At 67.0% G+C, this 19,849-nt stretch carries 14 protein-coding genes; 7 read left to right on the top strand and 7 right to left on the bottom strand.

Going from position 1 to position 19,849, the window contains the following annotated elements:
• The first annotated feature begins 5 nt into the window (after positions 1-5).
• Positions 6-6,107, top strand: a complete 6,102-nt coding sequence (locus CH306_RS27475) for a helicase-related protein (protein ID WP_256981291.1) — start codon at positions 6-8, stop codon at positions 6,105-6,107.
• A gap of 114 nt (positions 6,108-6,221) precedes the next feature.
• Here the strand turns inward: CH306_RS27475 and mobF are convergent, their stop codons facing one another.
• The gene (gene mobF / locus CH306_RS27470; RefSeq protein WP_179273037.1) at positions 6,222-12,395 is read right to left on the bottom strand and encodes a MobF family relaxase; all 6,174 of its coding nucleotides are present in this window, start codon (positions 12,393-12,395) and stop codon (positions 6,222-6,224) included.
• A gap of 202 nt (positions 12,396-12,597) precedes the next feature.
• Here mobF and CH306_RS27465 point away from each other — a divergent pair, with 202 nt between their 5' ends.
• From CH306_RS27465 to CH306_RS27455, 3 genes are all read left to right on the top strand, one after another.
• On the top strand, positions 12,598-13,062 hold the full coding sequence (locus tag CH306_RS27465) for a hypothetical protein (RefSeq protein WP_094648421.1): 465 nt from the start codon (positions 12,598-12,600) through the stop codon (positions 13,060-13,062).
• A 3-nt stretch (positions 13,063-13,065) separates the two neighbouring features.
• Positions 13,066-13,623, top strand: coding sequence for a hypothetical protein (locus CH306_RS27460; protein WP_094648420.1), 558 nt, complete (start codon positions 13,066-13,068; stop codon positions 13,621-13,623).
• Between the two features lie 112 nt (positions 13,624-13,735).
• Positions 13,736-14,071 (top strand): hypothetical protein, encoded by a 336-nt coding sequence (locus CH306_RS27455; RefSeq protein ID WP_094648419.1) that lies wholly within the window; start codon positions 13,736-13,738, stop codon positions 14,069-14,071.
• Between the two features lie 109 nt (positions 14,072-14,180).
• Here CH306_RS27455 and CH306_RS27450 read toward each other — a convergent pair whose 3' ends face one another.
• Together CH306_RS27450 and CH306_RS27445 are read right to left on the bottom strand one after the other, a co-directional pair.
• Positions 14,181-14,807, bottom strand: a complete 627-nt coding sequence (locus CH306_RS27450) for a DUF6308 family protein (RefSeq protein WP_094648418.1) — start codon at positions 14,805-14,807, stop codon at positions 14,181-14,183.
• Between the two features lie 14 nt (positions 14,808-14,821).
• On the bottom strand, positions 14,822-15,184 hold the full coding sequence (locus CH306_RS27445) for a hypothetical protein (protein WP_143544399.1): 363 nt from the start codon (positions 15,182-15,184) through the stop codon (positions 14,822-14,824).
• A gap of 253 nt (positions 15,185-15,437) precedes the next feature.
• Between CH306_RS27445 and CH306_RS27440 the strand changes: the two genes are divergently transcribed.
• From CH306_RS27440 to CH306_RS27430, 3 genes are all read left to right on the top strand, one after another.
• Positions 15,438-15,863 (top strand): hypothetical protein, encoded by a 426-nt coding sequence (locus CH306_RS27440; RefSeq protein ID WP_032370876.1) that lies wholly within the window; start codon positions 15,438-15,440, stop codon positions 15,861-15,863.
• Between the two features lie 117 nt (positions 15,864-15,980).
• Positions 15,981-16,928: a hypothetical protein gene (locus tag CH306_RS27435; protein WP_094648416.1), complete on the top strand. Its 948-nt coding sequence runs from the start codon at positions 15,981-15,983 to the stop codon at positions 16,926-16,928.
• Positions 16,925-17,236: a hypothetical protein gene (locus tag CH306_RS27430; RefSeq protein ID WP_032370874.1), complete on the top strand. Its 312-nt coding sequence runs from the start codon at positions 16,925-16,927 to the stop codon at positions 17,234-17,236. Before CH306_RS27435 ends, CH306_RS27430 begins: the two co-directional genes overlap by 4 nt.
• An 84-nt stretch (positions 17,237-17,320) precedes the next feature.
• Here the strand turns inward: CH306_RS27430 and CH306_RS27425 are convergent, their stop codons facing one another.
• The 4 genes from CH306_RS27425 to CH306_RS27410 form a co-directional block, all read right to left on the bottom strand.
• Positions 17,321-17,704 (bottom strand): hypothetical protein, encoded by a 384-nt coding sequence (locus CH306_RS27425; protein WP_032370873.1) that lies wholly within the window; start codon positions 17,702-17,704, stop codon positions 17,321-17,323.
• Positions 17,701-18,732 carry a DNA adenine methylase gene (locus tag CH306_RS27420; RefSeq protein ID WP_256981286.1) on the bottom strand — a complete coding sequence of 344 codons (1,032 nt, stop codon included), beginning with the start codon at positions 18,730-18,732 and terminating at the stop codon, positions 17,701-17,703. The genes CH306_RS27425 and CH306_RS27420 overlap by 4 nt, the downstream gene beginning before the upstream one ends.
• Positions 18,733-18,869: 137 nt before the next feature.
• Positions 18,870-19,469 carry a DnaB-like helicase N-terminal domain-containing protein gene (locus CH306_RS27415; protein ID WP_094648415.1) on the bottom strand — a complete coding sequence of 200 codons (600 nt, stop codon included), beginning with the start codon at positions 19,467-19,469 and terminating at the stop codon, positions 18,870-18,872.
• Positions 19,470-19,516: 47 nt separating this feature from the next.
• A complete protein-coding gene (locus CH306_RS27410; RefSeq protein ID WP_032370871.1) occupies positions 19,517-19,774 on the bottom strand; it encodes a glutaredoxin family protein in 258 nt (85 codons plus the stop codon).
• Positions 19,775-19,849: the final 75 nt, after the last annotated feature.

Genomic DNA, 19,849 nt, shown 5'->3' with positions numbered 1-19,849 from the left:
CCCAACTGGACCTGTTCGCGTTCGACGCCGACGGTGCCGCACCGATCGACCCGAATGCCGCCGACATCGGCGGGACACCGCTCCCCGACCCGGTCGATCCCGACATCCTCGCCGCCGACACCGAACCGGACGTTGCCGTACAGATCGCGGCACCGACACCGACGGAACTCGTGCGCGATGCCTACGGACGGCTGGCGCGCGAGGATGAGGCGTATGTGCGGCTGGCGCGGATCCGCACCGACCTCGACGGGACACTGACCGCCGAGCAGGTCACCGACGCACTGATGGAGCTTCGGCGTGCAGGCGATGTGTCGTTGATCCCCGAAGAGAATCAGAAGACCCTCGGGCCCGACGATCACGCTGCGGCGGTGAGCTACGGCAACCAGAGTCGGCACCTGATCGCCGTCGACGGCCGCCGCGTCGACCAACTCCTCCCCACGCAGAACCCTCCCGCGCCCAGCGTCGAGACCGACTCCCCCACAATCGAACCGACCCCCGATCCCACCCCGAATACCGCAGTCCCTGACACCACCGAAGGGATGGTGGTCGACACGCAGACGGTCGCCGAGCGACTGTGGAACGTCGAGCCCGTCGACTTCCGTCCCGGCACACAGGTCCTGGTTCCGTCCGGCGCGAAAGCCCGTGTGGCAGCGAACATCGAGGCCCTGCGGGTGCTGGCGGCTGTGACTGCGCAGGATCGCTACGCCACCGCCGACGAGCAAGCGGTCCTCGCCCGCTGGTCGAGTTGGGGTGCGACCCCGCAGGTGTTCGACCCGCGCCGCGACGACTGGAACACCGAACGCGAGCAGGTCCGCGCCCTACTCGACGACACCGCGTGGGCTCAGGCACAGCGGACCATCCTCAACGCTCACTACACCGACCCGGCGATCGCTGCCGCGATGTGGAAGGCGACGATCCGGGCCGGGTTCACCGGCGGCCGAGTTCTCGAACCGGGTTGCGGGGCAGGGACGTTCATCGCTCACGCCCCGGCGTCGGCGCAGATGGTCGGGGTGGAGCTCGACGCGACCACCGCCGCGATCGCCGCCGCATTGAATCCGTCGGCGCAGATCCGCGGCGAAGGATTCGAGAAGACCACCGCGCCGGCGTCCTCGTTCACCGCGGCGATCGGCAACGTCCCGTTCGGTGACTATCGGCTCTACGACCCGGTCCACAACCAGGCCAAGCACTCGATCCACAACCACTTCATCGTCAAATCGTTGGCGATGACCGCACCCGGCGGCTACGTCACCGTCCTGACCTCCCGCTACACCCTCGACGCCCAGAACCAGCGGGCGCGCCGCGACATCGCCGCCCTCGGCGACCTCGTCGGGGCAGTGCGGTTGCCGTCCAACGCGTTCCGCCGCGTCGCCGGTACGGAGGTGGTCACCGACATCCTCGTGCTGCGTCGCCGCGCCGACGGGGCGAAACCTGCACAGTTGACCGAGCGGTTCCTGCAGCTCGAGAACGCCACCGCACTCGATGATGCCGGCGAGGACAAAGGTGTGCCGATCAATGCCGTCTACACCGATCACCCGGAATGGGTGCTCGGTGAGCTGCGGGTCGGGCACGGGATGTACGGCAACGAGACTTTGTCGGTCGACGCCCCCGACAGCGACGTCGACCTCCCGGCACTGGTCGAGGATCGGCTCGGAACCATCGTCGACGCCGCGAAAGCTGCCGGTCTCGGACATACCGCATCGTGGCGCGACACCTTCGGCCCGACCCGAGAGGACTTCGAGCGCGGTCTGCTCGCCGCCGGGAACACCCTCGAGGAGTCGGACCTCGCGGTGGGAACCCTTCGGCACGACGCGCAGGCAGAGACCATCGAACGTTGGAACTCCCGCGACTGGGAGCCGGTGAGCACCCGCGGAGCCAAACAGGTCGCCGAATGGGGACAGTTGCTGGCCCTGCGCGACACCACCCGCGCGTTGATCGAGTCGCAGAAGGACGCCGCTACCAGTCCCGGGCAGCGGCAAGCTCTGCGGGAGATCCTGGGTGAGCAGTACGACGCCTACGTCGGCCGCTACGGCCCGATCAACCGGTTCGCGATGACCGTGCCCAAGGACCTCACCGAATCGCGGCACGATGCCGCTCTGGCGAAATTGATCGACACCTGGCGTAAGGACGAAGGCGTCGCCGGAGACCCGTACGCGGGGGAGATCCCTGAAGACGTCTACGACCGGCTCTCCGACGATGCGTGGATCAATCCCCGACAGCCCACCAAGCTGCAGAGCCACCTCGGTAAAGCACTACGCACCGATCCGACGTTCGCGCCGGTCTTCGCGCTCGAACACTTCGACGAGGAGACGATGACCGCCCGCAAGGCGGCTATCTTCCACACCGACGTCCTGCATTCACGTGAGCTGCGGGACTACGCCGAGACCGTCGACGAGGCGATGGCCATCAGCCTCGACGAGCAAGCCCGCCTCGACGTCGGGCGAATCGCGGAGCTACTCGGGACCACCGTCGAGCAGGCCGAAACGCAGATGGAAGGACGGGCCTTCCGCACGCTGACCGATCCGACCCGGTGGGTGTCATCGTCGACGTATCTGTCGGGCAACGTCCGCACCAAACTCGCCGACGCCGAAGAGGTCGCCGCGCTCGATTCCCGCTACCAAGCCAACGTCGACGCCCTGACTGCGGCGATCCCGCCGCGCAAGACCGACGTCGATGTCTCCCTCGGTGCGCCGTGGGTGCCGATCGAGACCTACACCCAGTTCGTCCGGGAAACCTTCGAGGTACCGGCCGATGTGCCGGTCACCATCGAACGGGCGTCGGGGCGCTGGGAGGTCGCCGTCGGCCACTACCCGGGCAGCAGTGAGCAGGACCTCAAGTGGGCGCTGATGCCCAAACGTCACGCATGGTCGACGAAGTTCAACTTCGAGCACCGGCCCGCCGAAGACCGCGGGATCGCCAACGCCGGGATGCGCGCTGGGGACTACACATGGAAAGAGCTTCTCCAAGACCTGCTCAACAGCGACACCGTCGAGATCACCAGCTCGAAGGAGTTCCGTGATCGCGCGGGCGCGGGAGCAATCCACGATGCTGCGACCCGCGCCGCGCAATCGAAGGCCCGGCGGCTCTCACAAGAGTTCGGGCAATGGGCGTTGCACGCCGACGAAGTGCGGCGCGAACAGCTCCTCGACATCTACAACGACAAGTTCAACTCCCTTGTCGCACCGGTGCATTCGGGTGCACATATGTCCTTCCCCGGTCTCGGGGACAAGTACTCGCCGTACCCGTACCAGCGCGACGCCGCCGCTCGGATCGTCTCCGAACCGACAGTGCTGCTCGATCACGTCGTCGGGGCCGGTAAGACCGGCACCATCTTGATGGGTGCGATGGAGCTCAAGCGCCTCGGGCTGGCGAACAAGCCGTGGGTGGTGGTGCCCAACCACATCATCGACCAGGTCGTCCGCGAAGCAGGCCAGTGGTATCCCGGCGCACGGATCCTGTCCGGATCGGCGGCCACCGACGCCGAAGGGCGCCGATTGCTCGTCGCCCAGTCCGCCTCGCAGGACTGGGACATGGTCGTCGTCCCGCGGTCGGTGTTCTCCTCCATAGGGGTCGACCCCGGTACGAAAGCGGAATACATCCGTGGACAGGTCGCCGAGCTGGACGCCGAACTCGGCAACGTCGACGAAGGTCTGACCAAGAAGCGGCTCGAAGCGATGAAAGCCAAGCTCGAAGAAAGACTCGAAACCGCCCTCGAACAGGCCGGGAAGGACCGAGGGCTCACGTTCGAGGCATCGGGGGCGGACTACCTGTTCGTCGACGAAGCGCACGAGTTCAAGAACCTCGCCCGCGCGTCCGGGGTCGCCGAGCTCGCCAATTCCGGCTCGCACCGCGCGACCGACATGGACCTCAAGCTCAACTATCTGCGGTCGATGCGCCGTGAGGAGGCGATCACCAAGGGCATCCCGCCGGAGGAATACATCGAGCGAGTTGCCACGTTCGCCACCGGCACCCCGGTCGCGAACTCCCTCGCCGAACTGTGGGTCATGCAGCACTACTTACGGCCCGACCTCCTCGAGGACGCCGGGGTCGCCTCGATCAACGACTGGGGGGCAACGTTCACCGACACCGTCGAACGAGTCGAGCTGAATTCGTCCGGATCGAGACTGCGGGCAGTGACTCGGGTCGGTGAATTCACCAACGTCGGCGATCTCATCGGCATGACCAGCGTGTACACCGATGCCGTCACCCGCGATCAGGTGCCGGCGAATCTCCCGGTCAAGGACGGTGGCCGCAACACCGACGTCACCTTCACCCCGGCGCTCGAGGTGCAGGACTTCATCGCCGACCTCGGGTATCGCGCCGATAATGCCGACGCCAAGCGGCCTGATATCGACAATGCGCTCAAGGTCGCCAACGACGGCCGCAACGCCACCCTCGACCCGAGGGTCGCGCATCTGGATCCGGCACCGCCGGAGCATTCCCGCGCGCACATCGTCGCGCAGCGAATCCTAAACGTGCACAGAGAATCGAGCGAGAACGTCTACCTCGACTCGTCCGGTGAACCGCACCCGACACCGGGTGCGTTGCAGATCGTGTTCTGCGACCGATCCACCCCGAAAGCCGACGGGTCGTGGTCGATCTACGACGGGATCCGCGCCGAGCTGCTCGCCGGCGGGATGGAGACCGCCCGGATCGCCTACGTCCACGACTACCCGAAGCCGTCGGAGAAGGCCCGCCTGTTCGAGATGTGCCGCACCGGAAAGGTATCGGTGGTGTTCGGATCCACCGAGAAGATGGGCACCGGCACCAACATCCAGGATCGCGCAATCGCCTTGCATCACGTCGACGTGCCATGGCGACCGGCCGACCTCGAACAGCGTGAGGGCCGAATCATCCGGCAGGGCAACCAGAACGCGCATGTCAAGGTGTTCAACTACGTCGCCGAGAAGACCTTCGACACCGTCATGTGGCAGACCGTGCACCGCAAGGCGCACTTCATCGAACAGCTCAAGAGAGCGGACCGGTCGATGCGGCGTGTGGTCGACCTCGACAGCGATTCGCTCGCCGAGAACTCGGCGATGACCAAGGCCCTGGCCACCGGTGACGATCGATATATCCAGCAGATCGAGCTGGACTCCCAGCTTCAGGAGCTCCAGTCCGAAGCGGATTCGCATTTCGCCGAGCAACGCTCCATCGAACGCGACCGCGATCGGTTGCGCCGTGAAGTACCCCGCGCACGCCAGCGGGTCGTCGGATTGAAAGAAGCAGCACCGGTACTCAAGGGCCGGCGCGAGGTCGACCAGTGGCCCGGTATGACCATCCGCGGGGTGTTCTACGACAAGCGCAGCGACGCCGCGAATGCGATGGCCATAGCGTTGCAGGGCACCTACCAGGCCCTCAAGGGCGAAGGGTTGACCAAGACGATGGTGATCGCGGAGATGAGCGGATTCCCGATCGAGGCCTCTCGCCCGGCCCAGGACAGTGCGCTGTATCTCTCGTTCTCCGGTCTCGGGTCGTCGACGAAGGTCATCGAAGCCCACGATCTGTATCCGAGGATCGGGGACGGCGATCGCAGCCAGCATTCACTCGGTCTGCTCACGCGGATGGAGAACATGGCGTACACCGTCGACACCGACCTCGCGAAGGCCGAACGCTCACTCGATCGAGACGAACAACGCCTCGATGACCTCGAACTGGTCGAGCTCTCGGACTTCCCGAAAGCGGTACAGCTCAAGGACCTCTCGAACGAAGTGACGCGGCTGCGGCGGGAGATCAAGGAAGCCGAGACCAGCCCCGAAGCGCTCGCGCGCGACGCCGCCCGCGCGGAACGCGCGGCAGCGAAGGGCCGCGACCCGAAGTGGTCGCTGATGCTCAATCCCACCAAAGCCCTCGTCGAAGAACTCGGCATGGAAAGTGCGGATGAAGTGCGGGCCATGATGCACGCCAAATCCGTTGCTGCTCAACATGCGAGCGCGCAGACCGCAGGAGGAAGCGAACATCTGCAACCGGGCGACACATCGACTCGGCCCGGACACTTCCTCCGCGCAGTAGAAGACGGTCCGGGGCCCGCCAAGCCGTGGAAGGGCAATGAACACGAAGGGCCGGAACCGGGTCACGAACCTGACAACGGGTACGGCCTCGACAGCTAGTCGACGAACCGCACCGCTCGCATCCACGGTCCGTCAACATTTCCTGACGGATCGTGGACGGCCCGGGCTATTGCCTCACCGATCCCATTCCGACCGGACCGCCCGGGCAGCTCGTTACAGGCCGTGGTCGTTATCGAGCTGGCGTTCGGTGACGACAGCGTCGGGCAGCTGCTGCGGACGCGGCGTCTGTTTGCCGCTGCGGGGACGTCCGGGTCCGGGTGCGTCTGCGAGTAGCCGCGCGATGTTCTTCTGCGCGGCAGGGTCGGCGGGCTGAGCATCGGCGGTTCGACGGTTCGTCGTGTCAGTGACTCCGCCGATCGCAGGAGCCTCCACCGTTCGGGCTGTCGCTGAGGAAGCACGGATGCGCTGTTCGGCGGCGTGACGCTCACCGGCCAAGGACACCGCCCGCAGACGGCGGTCACGCTCGGTGATGGCGGTGTCGAATACGGCGGCGGCTGCAAGGTCGGCGGCGCGGCGGTCGGGGTTGCTCGCGCGTGCCGCGATCGCGGGCCATTCGCTGGTCTCGGCCCGCACACGTCCGGCTGCATCGCTGGCCGCCCGCTCTGTGTCGCGGACCTGGCGTGCGAGGCGCTCTTCCCGTAGTCGGGCGTCAGCGACGGCAGGTTCGAGGGTCTTGCGGTCGCGCCGTTTGGCGGTCGACAGTCGATCGGTGAGTGCAGCGTGTTCGGTGCGCGCCGCCTCGTGTTCTGCCCCGATCCGGCGCAGTTCGGCGTCGAGTTCTCGGGCGGCGGCGATCGCTGCAGCTTGCTCGGTGAGGCGGGCGTACAGCTTCTCGGTGTCCGCGACGACGGTCGGTGCGGTGCGCGATCGTCCGGCGCGGTCGACGAACGCGATCAACTCCGCGTCCGGGACGAGCCTGATCGGGTCCTGTTCCATCCTCGCGAGCAAGGCGGCGTCCGCCGGCGAGAGCACAGGTTGCGGATCGGCGGCAGGCTCGGCTGCGTCCTCCACTACCAGCTCTATCGGAGCAAGCGTTTCCTGCTCGAGGTGGTCCGCTGTCTCGACTTCTGGTGCGTCGAGGACCTCGACGGTGGTCTGCGCGTGTGTCGAGGTCACCGCGATACGCCTCGCTGCGTGCTCGGCCCGCAGCAACATGCCGTCGAGGCCGTCCACTTCCTGCTGGAGTTCTGCGAGTGCGGCGAGGTCGATGCTTTCGGCTGTTCCGCGAGCGGTGATGACGTCGGCTGTGGTGACTTCTCCTCCGTCGGCGGCGGTGACGCGCTCGTACTCGGCAGCGGCTTCGTGTGCGCGGGTGCGGGCGGCGGTCGCGGCGTCGTCGGCGAATCCGGCGCGCCAGATCTCCCAGTCGAGACCACGCTGAGCGAGCAGACGAGCGTCGTCGTCCTCGGCGGCTGCGACGTCGGCGGCGACCGCGGGCCGGATGACGGTGTCGATCCGGTGCCAGAGCGCTTCGGCCTCGAATTCGGTGTCCATCCAGTCCTGGCGGGCGTCGAGCATCGCGATCCGGGCGGGGCGTTGCCGGTCCGCGTGTTCCTGCATCTCGGTCAGTGCCGTGCGCAGGTGCAACACCGTCGGACTGGTGCCATCGGCAATTGCTGTGCGCAGCGCGCGGTGGTCGGCCTTCGCCGCCGCGAGATCGCGGGTGAGCAGTCGGACCCGTTCGTCGGCGGTGACCGTCGGGTACGGCAGTGCCAACACGTGTGCGTGTTCGAGCATCGCCGCGTACGGATCGACGTCGGTATCGACGTCCGGATCGTCGGCGGTGACATCGTCGCTGTGACCGTCGTACTCGGGCGGCGGGGCGTCGTCGTACTCCAGCGGCGCATCGAGTGCGTCGAGGGAGGCGAGGTAGTCGGCATCACCGCCCAGCGGGATCGACGGCGCGTCCGCATCGACCGCTGCTGAAACTGTCTGCGTATTGGCCGGTGCCGGGAGGTAGTCCGGATCGGCGAACTCGGCCGGCAGCACGTCGCCGGTCGTGTCGCCGATCGTCTCGTCGAGCGGTGCGAGGGCTTCTTCGTCCTCGATCGAGAGTGGTTCGACGGGCAGTGGGGTGTAGGTGCGGGCGAGGTGGTTCTCGCGCACCAGCATCTCGGCCCGCCACGTCAGCGCGGTGGCGAGTTCGTGGGCGGGCAGGGTGACACCGTGATCGACCGGGTCGATGCCCCCGTGCAGGAACTCGTACGCAGTCCCCAGCAACTCCCCCGGCGTCCACAAGGTGGGGTCGGCGGCGTCGACGGTCGCCACGAGTGAGGGCCACGCCGGGTCGGACATCACGCGGGTGGCGGCGCGCTCGCCGAGCAGTTCGGTCAGCATCGGTGCCCACGACGGCATCAGCGCTGCGGTGTCCGCGGCGTCGGTGTCGAGGGCAGCGGCGGACAGTTCACCGGACAGTCGCCACCACAGTGCGGCAGCGGGCAGCTCGTCGGGTAGCGGCGACGCGGCGAGGGAGTCGCGGACGAGGGTGTGGACTTCGATTCCGGCGCGGGCGGCGGCGGAGAGTCGGTCGGCGAGGATCGGGAAGTACGGATCGCGGGCGATGTGGGTGTCGAGTTCGTCGACGAACGGACGCCACCGAACGACGGCGTCGTTGGTGGTACCGATGATCGTCTCGGCGCGAGTGTCGAGGCGACGCTGCACGATTGCCGACGCGGCCGCGTACTGCTCGGGTCCGGTCGGTCGACGGTCGGCGGGGTCGACGTCGTGCGCGGCGCGGAACACCGCGAGATCGGTGAGCAGGTCGAGGTCGGGTTCGTCGGTGAGCAGTGCCCGCGCCCAGACCGGTGCCGTTGTCGGTGTCCACCCGGCGGCGTCGGCGGCGATGCGTTCACGGTGGACGGCGATCGCGTCGGCGCGGGCATCGAGGTAGCTCGCCCACTCCGGTTCCTTGCGCAGTGCGTCGGGGATGGCAGGCAGCCACGGCAACGGCCCCCGCCCCGATGCTCCACGTGCTGCGGAGTGGCGTCCGGTGGCGTCGAGTCGCCAGTCCAGGACTGCGGCCCGATCTCCCGCGGTGCCGAGTTCGCGTTCGGTGATCGCGGTGTTCAGGGCGGCGACAGGGTCGTCGCCTCCGGCGGCGAGGATCGCGAGATGTCCACGCAGGACCGGCCATGCGGCGTCGTCGGTGAGGCCGGCGATCGCGGCGTCGGCGGCGGTGTCGATCGCGGCCATCACGGTGGGTCCGGCGAGGACTTCGCAGGCGGTGGCGACGGAGTAGTCGTAGGCGTTCGCGGCCGGTGCCAGGTTCACATGCGGGTCGTCGGCAGCAGCGAGGGTCGAGTGCGCGGAGACCTGTGCGCCGTCGCGGCGCAGGATCGCCCGGAAGTCGTCGACGGCGGTCGGGGGAAGCATTCCGCGTTCGGTCATCGCGGTGTGCAGATCACCGTCGGAGGCGGTCGCGAGATACATGTGGTTGTTCAGTCGCCCCCGGGTGAGTGCGACGTAGGCGAGCTGTCGGGTTTCGTCGCCGGTGGCCACGACGTGGCAGGTGTCGGCGGTCGAGCCTTGCGCGGAGTGGACCGTTCCGGCGTAGCCGAGTTCGGTCGATTCCTGGACGTAGTCCGGTGACAGGGTGACGGTGCGTCCGAGTTCGAGATGGCGTACCACCAGTGATCCGTCACGGCCGACTTTCTCGACGGTCCAGCGGTCACCGTTGCGGACCCAGTCGGTCTGCGAGAGCGGGTTGCGGCGATCGTTGGAGCGGGTGCGGACGATGTCCCCGACGCTCGCGCGGAGGCCGTCGGCGAGGACGGCTTCACGTCCGACCTTGGCGTCGGTGGCGGCGAGGCGGTCGGTGCGGGCGCGGGTGTTGAGTTCGGCGACGAGCTCACGGGTCGGTGCGAGCAGCAGTGCGTCCTTGCCGGCGGCGCGGTCGGCGCTCCACGCGCTGTAGGCGTCGTCGGTGACGGTGGCGATGGAGCCGACGTGCAGCCGGGAGTGGTCGATGTAGAAGCCGATCGCTGCGTCGTCGCCGTCGCGCAGTGCGAGAGATGCTGCGCCTTCGGCGGCGCCGGTTGCCTTGTCGCGGAAGCGCACCACCTGCGAGAGCGTGAGCGCGCCCACGCGGTCGTGGATGTCGCGCAGGACACCGCCGGAGGCGACGGACGCGAGCTGCTGATCGTCGCCGATCAGCCGTACCGTTGCGCCGCGTTCGGCGAGGGCGGTGACTGCGTCGTCGAGGTCGAGGGTGCCGGTCATTCCGGCTTCGTCGACGATGACGAGCGTGTCCGGTCCGATGTTGGTGTACCACTCCGGGACGGATACCGGATCGCCATTGCGTAGACGTTTGGTGATGTCGACGAACTTCGCCAACGTATCGGTTGTCGTCAAGATATCTTGACGCAGGACTGCGGCGGCAGCGGCGGTCGGCGCGAACCCGACGACGTGCCCGCCTGCGTTCTGCCACGACCGTGTCAGTGCTGTCATGGCGGTGGTCTTGCCGGTTCCGGCGGGTGCGAGTGCGAGCTGAAGTTTTGCACCGGACGTGGCCATTGCGCGCACGAGTGAGCGTTGTCCGACGTTGAGTTCGCGGCCGTTCGCAGCGGACTCGAGCAGCGCCATCTCCACATGCTCGTCGGCGACTGCAACACCGTCGTTGCGCTGTGCAAGGGCGACGATGCGCGTCTCGGCGTCGAGGACGGCAGTGGTGGTGAACAAGGTTGCTTCGTGGCGGGTGTGCACGTCCCGGCCGTCGCGTCGACGCATCACATTCGGGGCGATGTCTGCGGCGACGTCGTCACTGAGTTCGTCGCCGAGAGTGACGGCGAGGTCGGTGCCGCAGGCGCGGTCGGTGATCGCTTCGACGAGGTCGGTGATGCGATCGGCCGGCGGGTTGGCGGTGCGGACCTGACGGATCGCTTCGGCGCGAATGTTGTGCCGTTGGTAGCGCGAGCGTGCTCGGGAAACGACCTCGACGACGTCGGCGGCGGTGTAGTCGATCCAGCGCGGGTCGTCGATGTCCACGCTCGCCCGGGTGCGCTTCTTGCCGGTCACCTCGGCGACCATCTTCGACAGTGCTTTTGGTGAACCGAGGACGTCGATCGCCTCGGCGCGCCACCCTCCGCGTTGCTCGGCGTGCGAGCGCGGTTCGTGTTTCGCCTGCCGGGTTTCCAGTGTCGCGCGCTGCGCCAACCGGATCGCTTCGATGGCGGTCGGTTCGCGGTGATGCTCGGCCTGGAACTCGCGTGCGAGTTCGGCGGTGCGCACGACGATGGCAGCGTTGCGGGAGGACCAGCGTTCGGCCAACCGTGTGTCCAGGCCGACGATTTCACGGACGGGTCGCTTCGACCGGTCCTCGCTCGGGCGTTCGGCGAAGTCGACTCCGATGCGTTCACGCAGTTGCGCTTCGAGGGCGGTGTTGTAGACCTCGGAGGCGGGAACGTTGTTGCGGTACAACGCAGCCCCGTCGAGCGCAAGCCACTTCGTCGTCCCGTCCGGCAGGGTTGTGGAGACCTTGTTCGAGATCGCGACGTGGGTGTGCAGGTTCGGATCACCGGCGCGCGAATCACGGTGGGTGAACGCTGCGGCGATCAATCCGTTCGCGTCGACTTGCGCGACACCGCCGTTGCCGAGACGGGTGAAGCAGGCGTGCTCTTCGAGGTATTCGAGGGCGGCTGCGATCGCGGCGTCGTGCGCTGCTTCGATCTCCTGCGAGATCTCCCGCGGCGCAACCGCCCACAGCGCCGACACCGACTTGACCGGCGTGAACGTGAGGTCGAACCCGGCGACGGCTTTGGTGTTCTGTCGCCCCGATTTGGCGACCCACCCGGACAGTTCACGCTCGTCGGCCGGGGCGCGTCCGTACTCGCGCTCGAACATCTCACGCGCGACGCGGGTGCGGATCGTCGCGCGCGATTCGGCCTCGATCGGTGCGTTCCATTTCTCGCCGGCCGCGAGGTTGTGCTCGACGAACGCCTTCGCACACGCGACCCGGTAGTCGGAGGCTCCGTTGTCGATCTTGAATGCGCGACCGAGCTTGATCGCCGCCGCCGCTGCTCGCTCTGCGTTCTTCGTCGACGCACCGGCAGCGAGCTCGGCCGCGAACTTCTCCGCGTACATCGTGTCGGCCTCGGGGTGCAGGCCGTCACCGAACAGCGCCTTCATGTGCGCCTCGGACACCTGCTCCCCCGCGCCGATCGTCTCCAGCTCGGCCAGACCGGACCCGGTCCACCGGCCCGGTGACTCCCCCTTCTCGGAGTAGTACTCGGCCAGTGACGCGGCCCCTCGTTCAGTGGAATCTGCCGCTGCAACCTGCCTGGTCAGGTACGTATACCCGTCCCCAGCGGTGAGCTTGTGCAGACCCATCATGGACCGGACCCTACCAGCGAAATCCCCAAAGTGGCCTGAATGCATGAGGTTTGTGGGGTTGGTCTTGGCTTTTGGCTGTAGATCGGTAGGGGTTGAGATTGGTGGCGTGGGGTGGAGTTTCGGTGGTTGTGGATCGGTGATGCGGGAGGAGGTTGTGTCAGGATCTGTGAATTCGAGGGTGCTCGGGGTTAGAGTGGGCGGCATGGCGTCGACTCAGGCTCGGATGACTGCGCGTGCTCGGGCGCGGGCAGCGCAGCAAAAAGTCGTCGCCGACCGCAAAGCGCGCGACGAGAAAAACATGGGCTCGTTGACGGACTACTTCGCGGCCGCTGAGCAGATCGACGCGGCCCGGCTGGCGATGGCCCGCGCGCTCGACGACATCAGGGGCCGGGAAGGAACACTCAGCGCCGCTGCGACACTCGCGGGGATTACGACCGGCGAAGCACGCAAACTTCTGGCACTGCTCGCCGACACCGCAGCGCCGTCGGCGAGCGCGGACACCGGCGACGACACCTCGGACTCCGACTCGGATGCAAACGCAGAGTCGCGTGATGGATCGGCCTTGAACGAGCCGGGTGACTCGACGTCGGCAGGCGATGCAGCGACGAGCAAACCCGCGACCGGCGACAGCGTCCCGGACGCCGATCCCGCGACGGGTCAGGGGTAGCCGGTGACCGCTCCGGTGATGCAACTGGCGTTGTTCGGTGACGACACCGACGCCGCTGAGCCGCAGCCGGTTTCTCGGGTGTGGCGACCGCTGCAAGGGCCGTTGACCGCCAAGACGGTGGCACGGTTCTGGACGAAAGTCGTCAAAACTCCGACATGCTGGTGGTGGCGTTCAGCCGTCAGTTTTCCTGATTCCTATGGGAGGTTCACCTTCACTGACGGCGACACGCCACGCACGTTGTCGGCGCACCGGTTCGCGTTGTTGCTCGAATACGGCGACCTCGGTGACGGGATCGTCGGTGAGCACGACTGCGACGAAACCTTGTGCGTGCGAGTCGCCGACGGGCACCTCAAACGCGGCACCCAATCGGCGAACCTCGCGCACGCCGTCGCTGTCGGCCGACATATCGGCCCGACACCAGCGGGCGGGGATCCGCGCGGACGCTACGGGCGCGCGATCGCGATCCGCGACGCACTCATTGGCGGCTACGACGAACCACGGATGCTGGCCGCGCTAGCCGGACACAGCTTCGACGCACAAGCACCACCAACGCTGTTCTGAAACCGTGCGCGACCGATCAGTGTCGGTGGCGCACGGTACACATTGATCCATCAGGCTTGGGCCGCGACGCCGCACCGGTGAGAGCAGTCCTCACACGACAAGGACGTACACGATGACGCTCTCCTCGCTCTTCACCGACGACGTCGGACCGCTCCCCCTGCTCGCTGTCGCCGGTGCCGGATTCCTGATCTGGTACGTGCGGTACCTCGGTGAGAACGACCCCGGATGGAAGGGGTTCGTCGCGAACATTCTCACCGTCATCGGTGTCGGCGCATACCTCGTCGTTCTCGCTGTCGCGTTCGGCGCGTTCATCGCGGTGATCGGCGCGTTCATCGCGGTGATGCTGTTCATGGTTCCCCTCCTCGCACTCGGCGGTGCCAGCGGAGTCGATGACCGCAGGGCCCGTCGCGGGTACTACCGCAACCAGTACGACAACGACTACTACTGACCGTCCGTGGCGCACGCACCGACGCTTCTGCACGAGTCGCAACGATGACGTGTGCAGCCGATGAAACCGCAATGTGCACGGCTGCAACGCGACGACTGTGCACGTCCGTCTACGCCGACTTGCCGTGCATCCAACTGACGACGTCGAGGACGCGCAGCGCACTGATCTCGTCGGGCAATGCTGCTGCCGCCCTGATTCTCAGCAGTCGAGCGTGCAGCGCACCGTCGTCCGCGCGCAGCGCTTCCCGGATGGGATCACGGTGCACTTTCTCGGTATCGAGAACGCGGCCGACGACCACGTCGTAGATCGGCACCAGGCGGGGACGTTTGCGGGCCATCAGCTTCGTTGCGATGGTGCGGCCGACGTCGGTCACGCCTCGTAGTTCGTTCTCCAGCAGCAGGATCGGTGCGTCGGGCGTGAGCCCGTCCGTCTCGTCGACGAGGTCGCGATCCGGGCCGACGGCGTCGAGCAACTCCGCAAATCGTGCGGCACGGGTGACGAGGAGCTCGCGTGCTGCTCCCGCTTTGACGGCGACCGACAAGAACGTGATCGCGACGAGATCGTCGGCGGTGAACCGGTTGCTGTCGGCGACGCGGTTCTCCGGTGCCCAGCTGTCGAAGAGCGCACCGGTATAGCACCCACTGCCGAGGTAGGTGCTCCCGTAGTACCGCCGCAGCAGATTGACTGCATCGTCGTCGGTGTCGGCGGTCAAGGGCGGGGGGAGAGTGACGCTCATAGCGGTCGATCGTGTCAGACAGCAGTCCGATCGATGCCGGGTTCCGGGCGGGGTTCGATGCGCTCCATGCTGTTGATCACCAGCGCGGTGCGATACGGCGGGCCCGACACACATGCGGTCGCAGCGATCGGGCCGGCCGTCTCGACGCACAATCGACCGGTGCGTGCGAACGCGCGCGCCAACATCCAGAAGTCGATCGAGTCTTTGCCGTCGACGAGACGCCCCATCGCCCACTGACCTGTCTGCTCGTACGTCTTCACTGTGACCGCGTCGAGGGTGCCGTGCACGACGACGTGCGTCCCGTTGGGCACCTTGCCGTCGAGCACCTCTCGCACGCGCACGAGGGGCTGCGGTGTGGTGGCGTTGTCGTCGGTCATGGTCGGCACAGTGCCAGCAGGCACCGACAGGAAACATCCACCTCCGCGCCGGTTGGCTCGCCGCCCAGCGCGCAGATGATCTAGGATCGAGTGAAGTTCGAGCGTCGATGAGGGTCACGTTCGAGCGCGCCCCACCCGTACCGATTCACCCTGCACTGCGTTCACCGCACTGTGGGTTGTGTTGCTCTGTGAGCGATCGGTGCCTGTCCGGTGGGGATTTCCGCGCACCGAATCTGGAAGGCCCTCACATCTGATGTCCATCACACCCACGGTCGACAAAGACACCGTCATCGCGCGCGCACGCGCTGCGATCGAGAACCGCACCAAATACATCGAGTCCCTCTTCGACGCCGCCCAAGCGTCCGCCGCCGCGCGCGAGAAAGTCGCCGAGGCCACTCGCGCCGCCGAACACGCGAACGCCGAACACGCTGCCGCGTACAAAGAAGCGATCGACGCCGGGTGGACCGTTGCCGAACTCACCGGCAGTGGACTGACCGCACCGACACCTGTCGGCAAGAAAACATCCAGGGCATCGAAGCGCGTCACCGGTCGCAGTACGCCGCGCCGCCGAGTCGGTGCCGAGAACACCGCCGGCCCCGACCCACAACACGACGCCGCCTCGTCGACTGCACCCGACGCGCCGACCGAACCGCAGTCCTCGCCTGCCACCGCGCACTGACCGCACTTCCCTCGCACCGCCCGCGCACCGGCACCGGTCGCGGATCCCCGTGCCCTCGCACGCTCGACACATCTTCCCGCGTACGGGCGCACCCACATCATCAGAAGGACCACAGACATGACCCAGCCCGAATTCAACGTCGAAGTAGCCAACATCAACGAGTACGGCGACCCCGGTTTCGTGCTCGCTCGCGGCTCGTTCTACACCTCCCGCTCCGCTGGACAGTTCGCACTCACCCAAGCAGCGGCAGTGGCGGACACCTACGAGCTCGACACCGTCTCGGTCGTCATCGACTCGGTCGCCGAGGGAACCTCACGCCGTGATGTCGAGTTCATCGGCAGCCCCGGCGAGCTCGCGGCCGACCTGACCGCACTCCCGGCCTACAAGAACGGTGTCCTGCGCACCGTCATCCCCGCACCCCGCAACGTCACCGCAGCAGTAGCCGCCGTCGTCGAATCGTCACCACCGCTTCCCGATTCGGCGGTCGAGGGTCCCGACGCAGTCGCGGTTCTGGACGTGGAGGTCTACTCCACCCGACCGGGCCCGATCCCGAACTCGCGCACCGAGGTCGGCGCGTACGTCCCCGACGACGCACACCGCATCGCCGAGCAGCTCGCCGCCGATCTCGGCGGCACCATCGAACCGATGCGCAACGACACCGTGCTCCGCGTCATCCATGAGGCGGACGTCTCCGATACCGACCGCATCGCCGTCGACCGCTTCACACAGGTGCGGTACCTACGCGCGAACATCTCCGTCCTCGACCCGGTCGCCGACGCCGAACACATCACCGCACTCGCCGCCGACCTCGAGGATCTGCAAGCACGGTCGAGGCCGGCCGCACGCCCCGACAACACTGCGGCTGTGTCCGCGTCGGTATCGGCGGCATCGGTGTCGAATGCGGTCGACGCCGAGCGCGCGTCGACGCGGCCACGTGGGTTGGTCACTCCCCCGCCAGGGCGCTCGTCCGGAGCGGCGCGGGTCTCCTCGCCCACGCTGCGCACACCACCGCCCGCGGCGCATACCGCAGCGACATCGCGCGCGGCCGATCACGGACTCGGGTGAGCATCGGACATGGGCGGCACCGGTTACGCCTGGAACCACAGAGCGAGACCAAGCCCGCACATCGCCTGCACGGCGGCGACATTCACTGCCAGGTGACGTTCGTGCCACTGCGGTGGACCGACACTGCGATGACCGGGGAGCTACGACAGATTCGGATGTCGGCGGACGAGATTCACATCGCGGTGCTGCAAACCGATCGACAGAAGGGGGCCTACCCGATGTTCGAGAGCAGCGGCATGGACGATGCCCCACATTTCGTGGACTACGAGATCGACTGGGACGTTGAAGTCGAAGTGCGTGATCGGTAACTGCCACTCACTGGAGCGTAAGAAGGCACCCGCAGGTTCGTGCGCGGGTGCCTTCTTACGTTCAGGCCGGGGTGTGTCGAGAGTTCAGGCGATGCGTCGGCGTCGTTGCTCCATGGCGCTGGCGGGTGATTCCCATCGTCCGGTGTGTCCGTTGTAGGAGTGACCTCGTTCGTCGACCCATCGGGTGTCGCGTTCGTTGCGGGGCCCGGTGCGGGCACGTGGGCTGTCCAGGTCGACGGGGTCACCGTTGTAGTCGTAGGCGATCCCGGCGACCACCATCGACATGGGAGTCACTGCGCCGGCCGCGAGCGCTTCCCGGCACGCGTCGTACACCGGGCACTCGAACCGGCAGGCTCGGACAGCCGTCTTCAACCGATCTTTTGTCGAGGCGTCGAGATCCCAGGCCGACGGGTCGTCGGTGCACGCCGGGATCACGTCGTCGACGGCGGCGGGTCGCTCAATGGTCATGTTTCCTCGCTCGAATCGGTTGTCGGAGATGCGGGTCGTCGGTGGGGATGGGTGTTGGCGTGGCGGTGCGCGCGGACTCGGCACGCGGGCGAGCAGAAGCGTCTCGGGCGACCGGTCGCGGGTTGGGTGAGCACCTTCGCGCAGTCGGCTGCCTGGCACCGGGTTTCGTTACATTCGGTTGCCGTGCCGGGAGTTTCGTTACATGTCGAGCTTGGGGTGTCGGGCGCATCGATGCGTAGCGGCCGGTTCGACCAGAGCACCTCGGTGCGGTGTTCCCACGTTCCGCTCTGGCTGGTGTGGGAGCGCAGTTCGGTGCGGTACCAGTCGCGGTAGAGCTTTCGGTCGTAGAGATCGCTGGCGTAGCCGGAGAGCACCACGCTCGCCTGGCAGGCGTGCAGTCGTTCGGCGAGAGCGTGATGGTCTGTCGTGCTCATCATTTCGGTGCGGTAGTTGCGTGTCCGGACCTCCCCGACGTAGGGCGGGTCGGCGTAGATGACGGTTCGTCGTCCGCCGCCGTAGGCCTCGATCACCTCGAGGGCGTCACGGTGTTCGAGCGAGACGCTGTGAAGCCGGGCAGCGACTGCCTCGATGCGAGCGACGTAACCGGACAGTCGGCGCGGCATGGACGTCGACGCGGAGTCGGAGGTGTCGTATCGCCAACCGGTATTACGCAGCGTGCCGGTGCGACCGGCGGTCAGGCACACCCAGATTCGGCGGGCACGTTCGACGTCGTCGAGGTCGGCGGGGCGCGAGAGTGCTGCTGCGCGTTCCATTCGCGCGTGCGGGGTCAGCGCGCAGGCCCGCACAAGATCGTCGGGACGCTCTCGTAGCACCCGCCAGAAGTGCACGATGTCGCCGTCGAGATCGTTGACGGTCTCCAACCGAGCCGGGGTCTTGGCGAACAGCACAGCGAGCGATCCTGCGTACGGTTCGACGTACTGGGTGTGTTCGGGCAGGGCGGCGGCGATCGCCGGGGCCAGGCGGGTCTTTCCGCCGTAGTACGCGAACGGTGGACGCAGCACAGGCACGCCCGGTATTCGCGTCGACGCAGCGCCCGACGACGCGTCAATATTTCTTGACGCTATCGCGTCGTCAAGGAATGTTGACGATTGGTTCGATACGGGGTGATCCCTCGGAACCGTGTCGGTGGTTGTGTCGATCATGGTCACTGCCTTCCGCGAAAGGCGTTGAGCCGCTGCCACAGTGCACGTTGAGCGCGCCCGTACTCGACGAGATGATCGAACAGGTATTCCTCCGGCAGCCCCTCGGCGGCCTGGACGATCGACGCTGCCACGGTCCGGTAACTGCGCCGGTATGCCTGGGAGAGCACGATGTCGGCGTAGTGGACGGCGGTGAAGCCGTCCGCTCCGGCGGTGATGACCTCGTTCAAGCTGCGGAGTAGGGGCGCGTCCTTGGCTCCGCCGGATCCGGATCGCATGAAGGCTGCGGTGACGCTCGCCGGGTCGTACGGTTCGCCGGCCGCGACGAGACCTGCGATCACGACGAATATTCGCCGGTAGGCGACGCCGTCGAAGTCGTCGGCGGTCACTGTCGCGGCGATCCGCTGGTCCTCGGTGGACACTCCCCCGGTGTGGGCGCTCCACATCAGGGCACACAGCAGCAGCGCCTCGGGGTCGGTGGCGGGGCGGTGAGCTGCGCTCCAGTCGTCGACGGCAGCGACATCGTCGTCCACGGACACCAGGCCCCGCACAGGAATACGAGCGGGTTCGTCGGCGGGTGAGGGAACTGCACTCAGAGGCGTCATCGGAAGACTCGTTTCACGGGCGGGGTGAGCGGGGCGGAGGCGATCGGTCAGGCGGTGGCGGCGAGCTTGTCGAGTGCGTCGATCCGGAAGCCGCTCCAGTGCTCGAGGTGTGTGCCGTCCTCGGTGGCCTCTTCGACGACCACGACGGGCATCTGCCGGTAGCCGAGACGGTCGGTGACGAACGCGCGCGCTGCGGGGTCTTCGGTGACGTCGACGGTCTCGTATTCGAGGCCGCGCTTGTCCAGCCGTCGCTTCGTCTGATCACAGCTGTTGCATTCCGGCTTCGTGTACACGGTGATGGACATGGATAGCTCCTCGGAGGAATTGTTTCGGTAGCCTCAATTCTATATCAATGCACTCGACTTTTCCATAGATAAAGA

The organism is Rhodococcus sp. 15-725-2-2b, assembly GCF_002259075.1.
Classification (GTDB): domain Bacteria; phylum Actinomycetota; class Actinomycetes; order Mycobacteriales; family Mycobacteriaceae; genus Rhodococcoides.
Note: the sequence above shows the minus strand (reverse complement) of the source record. Positions and strands in the feature narration are given on the sequence as shown.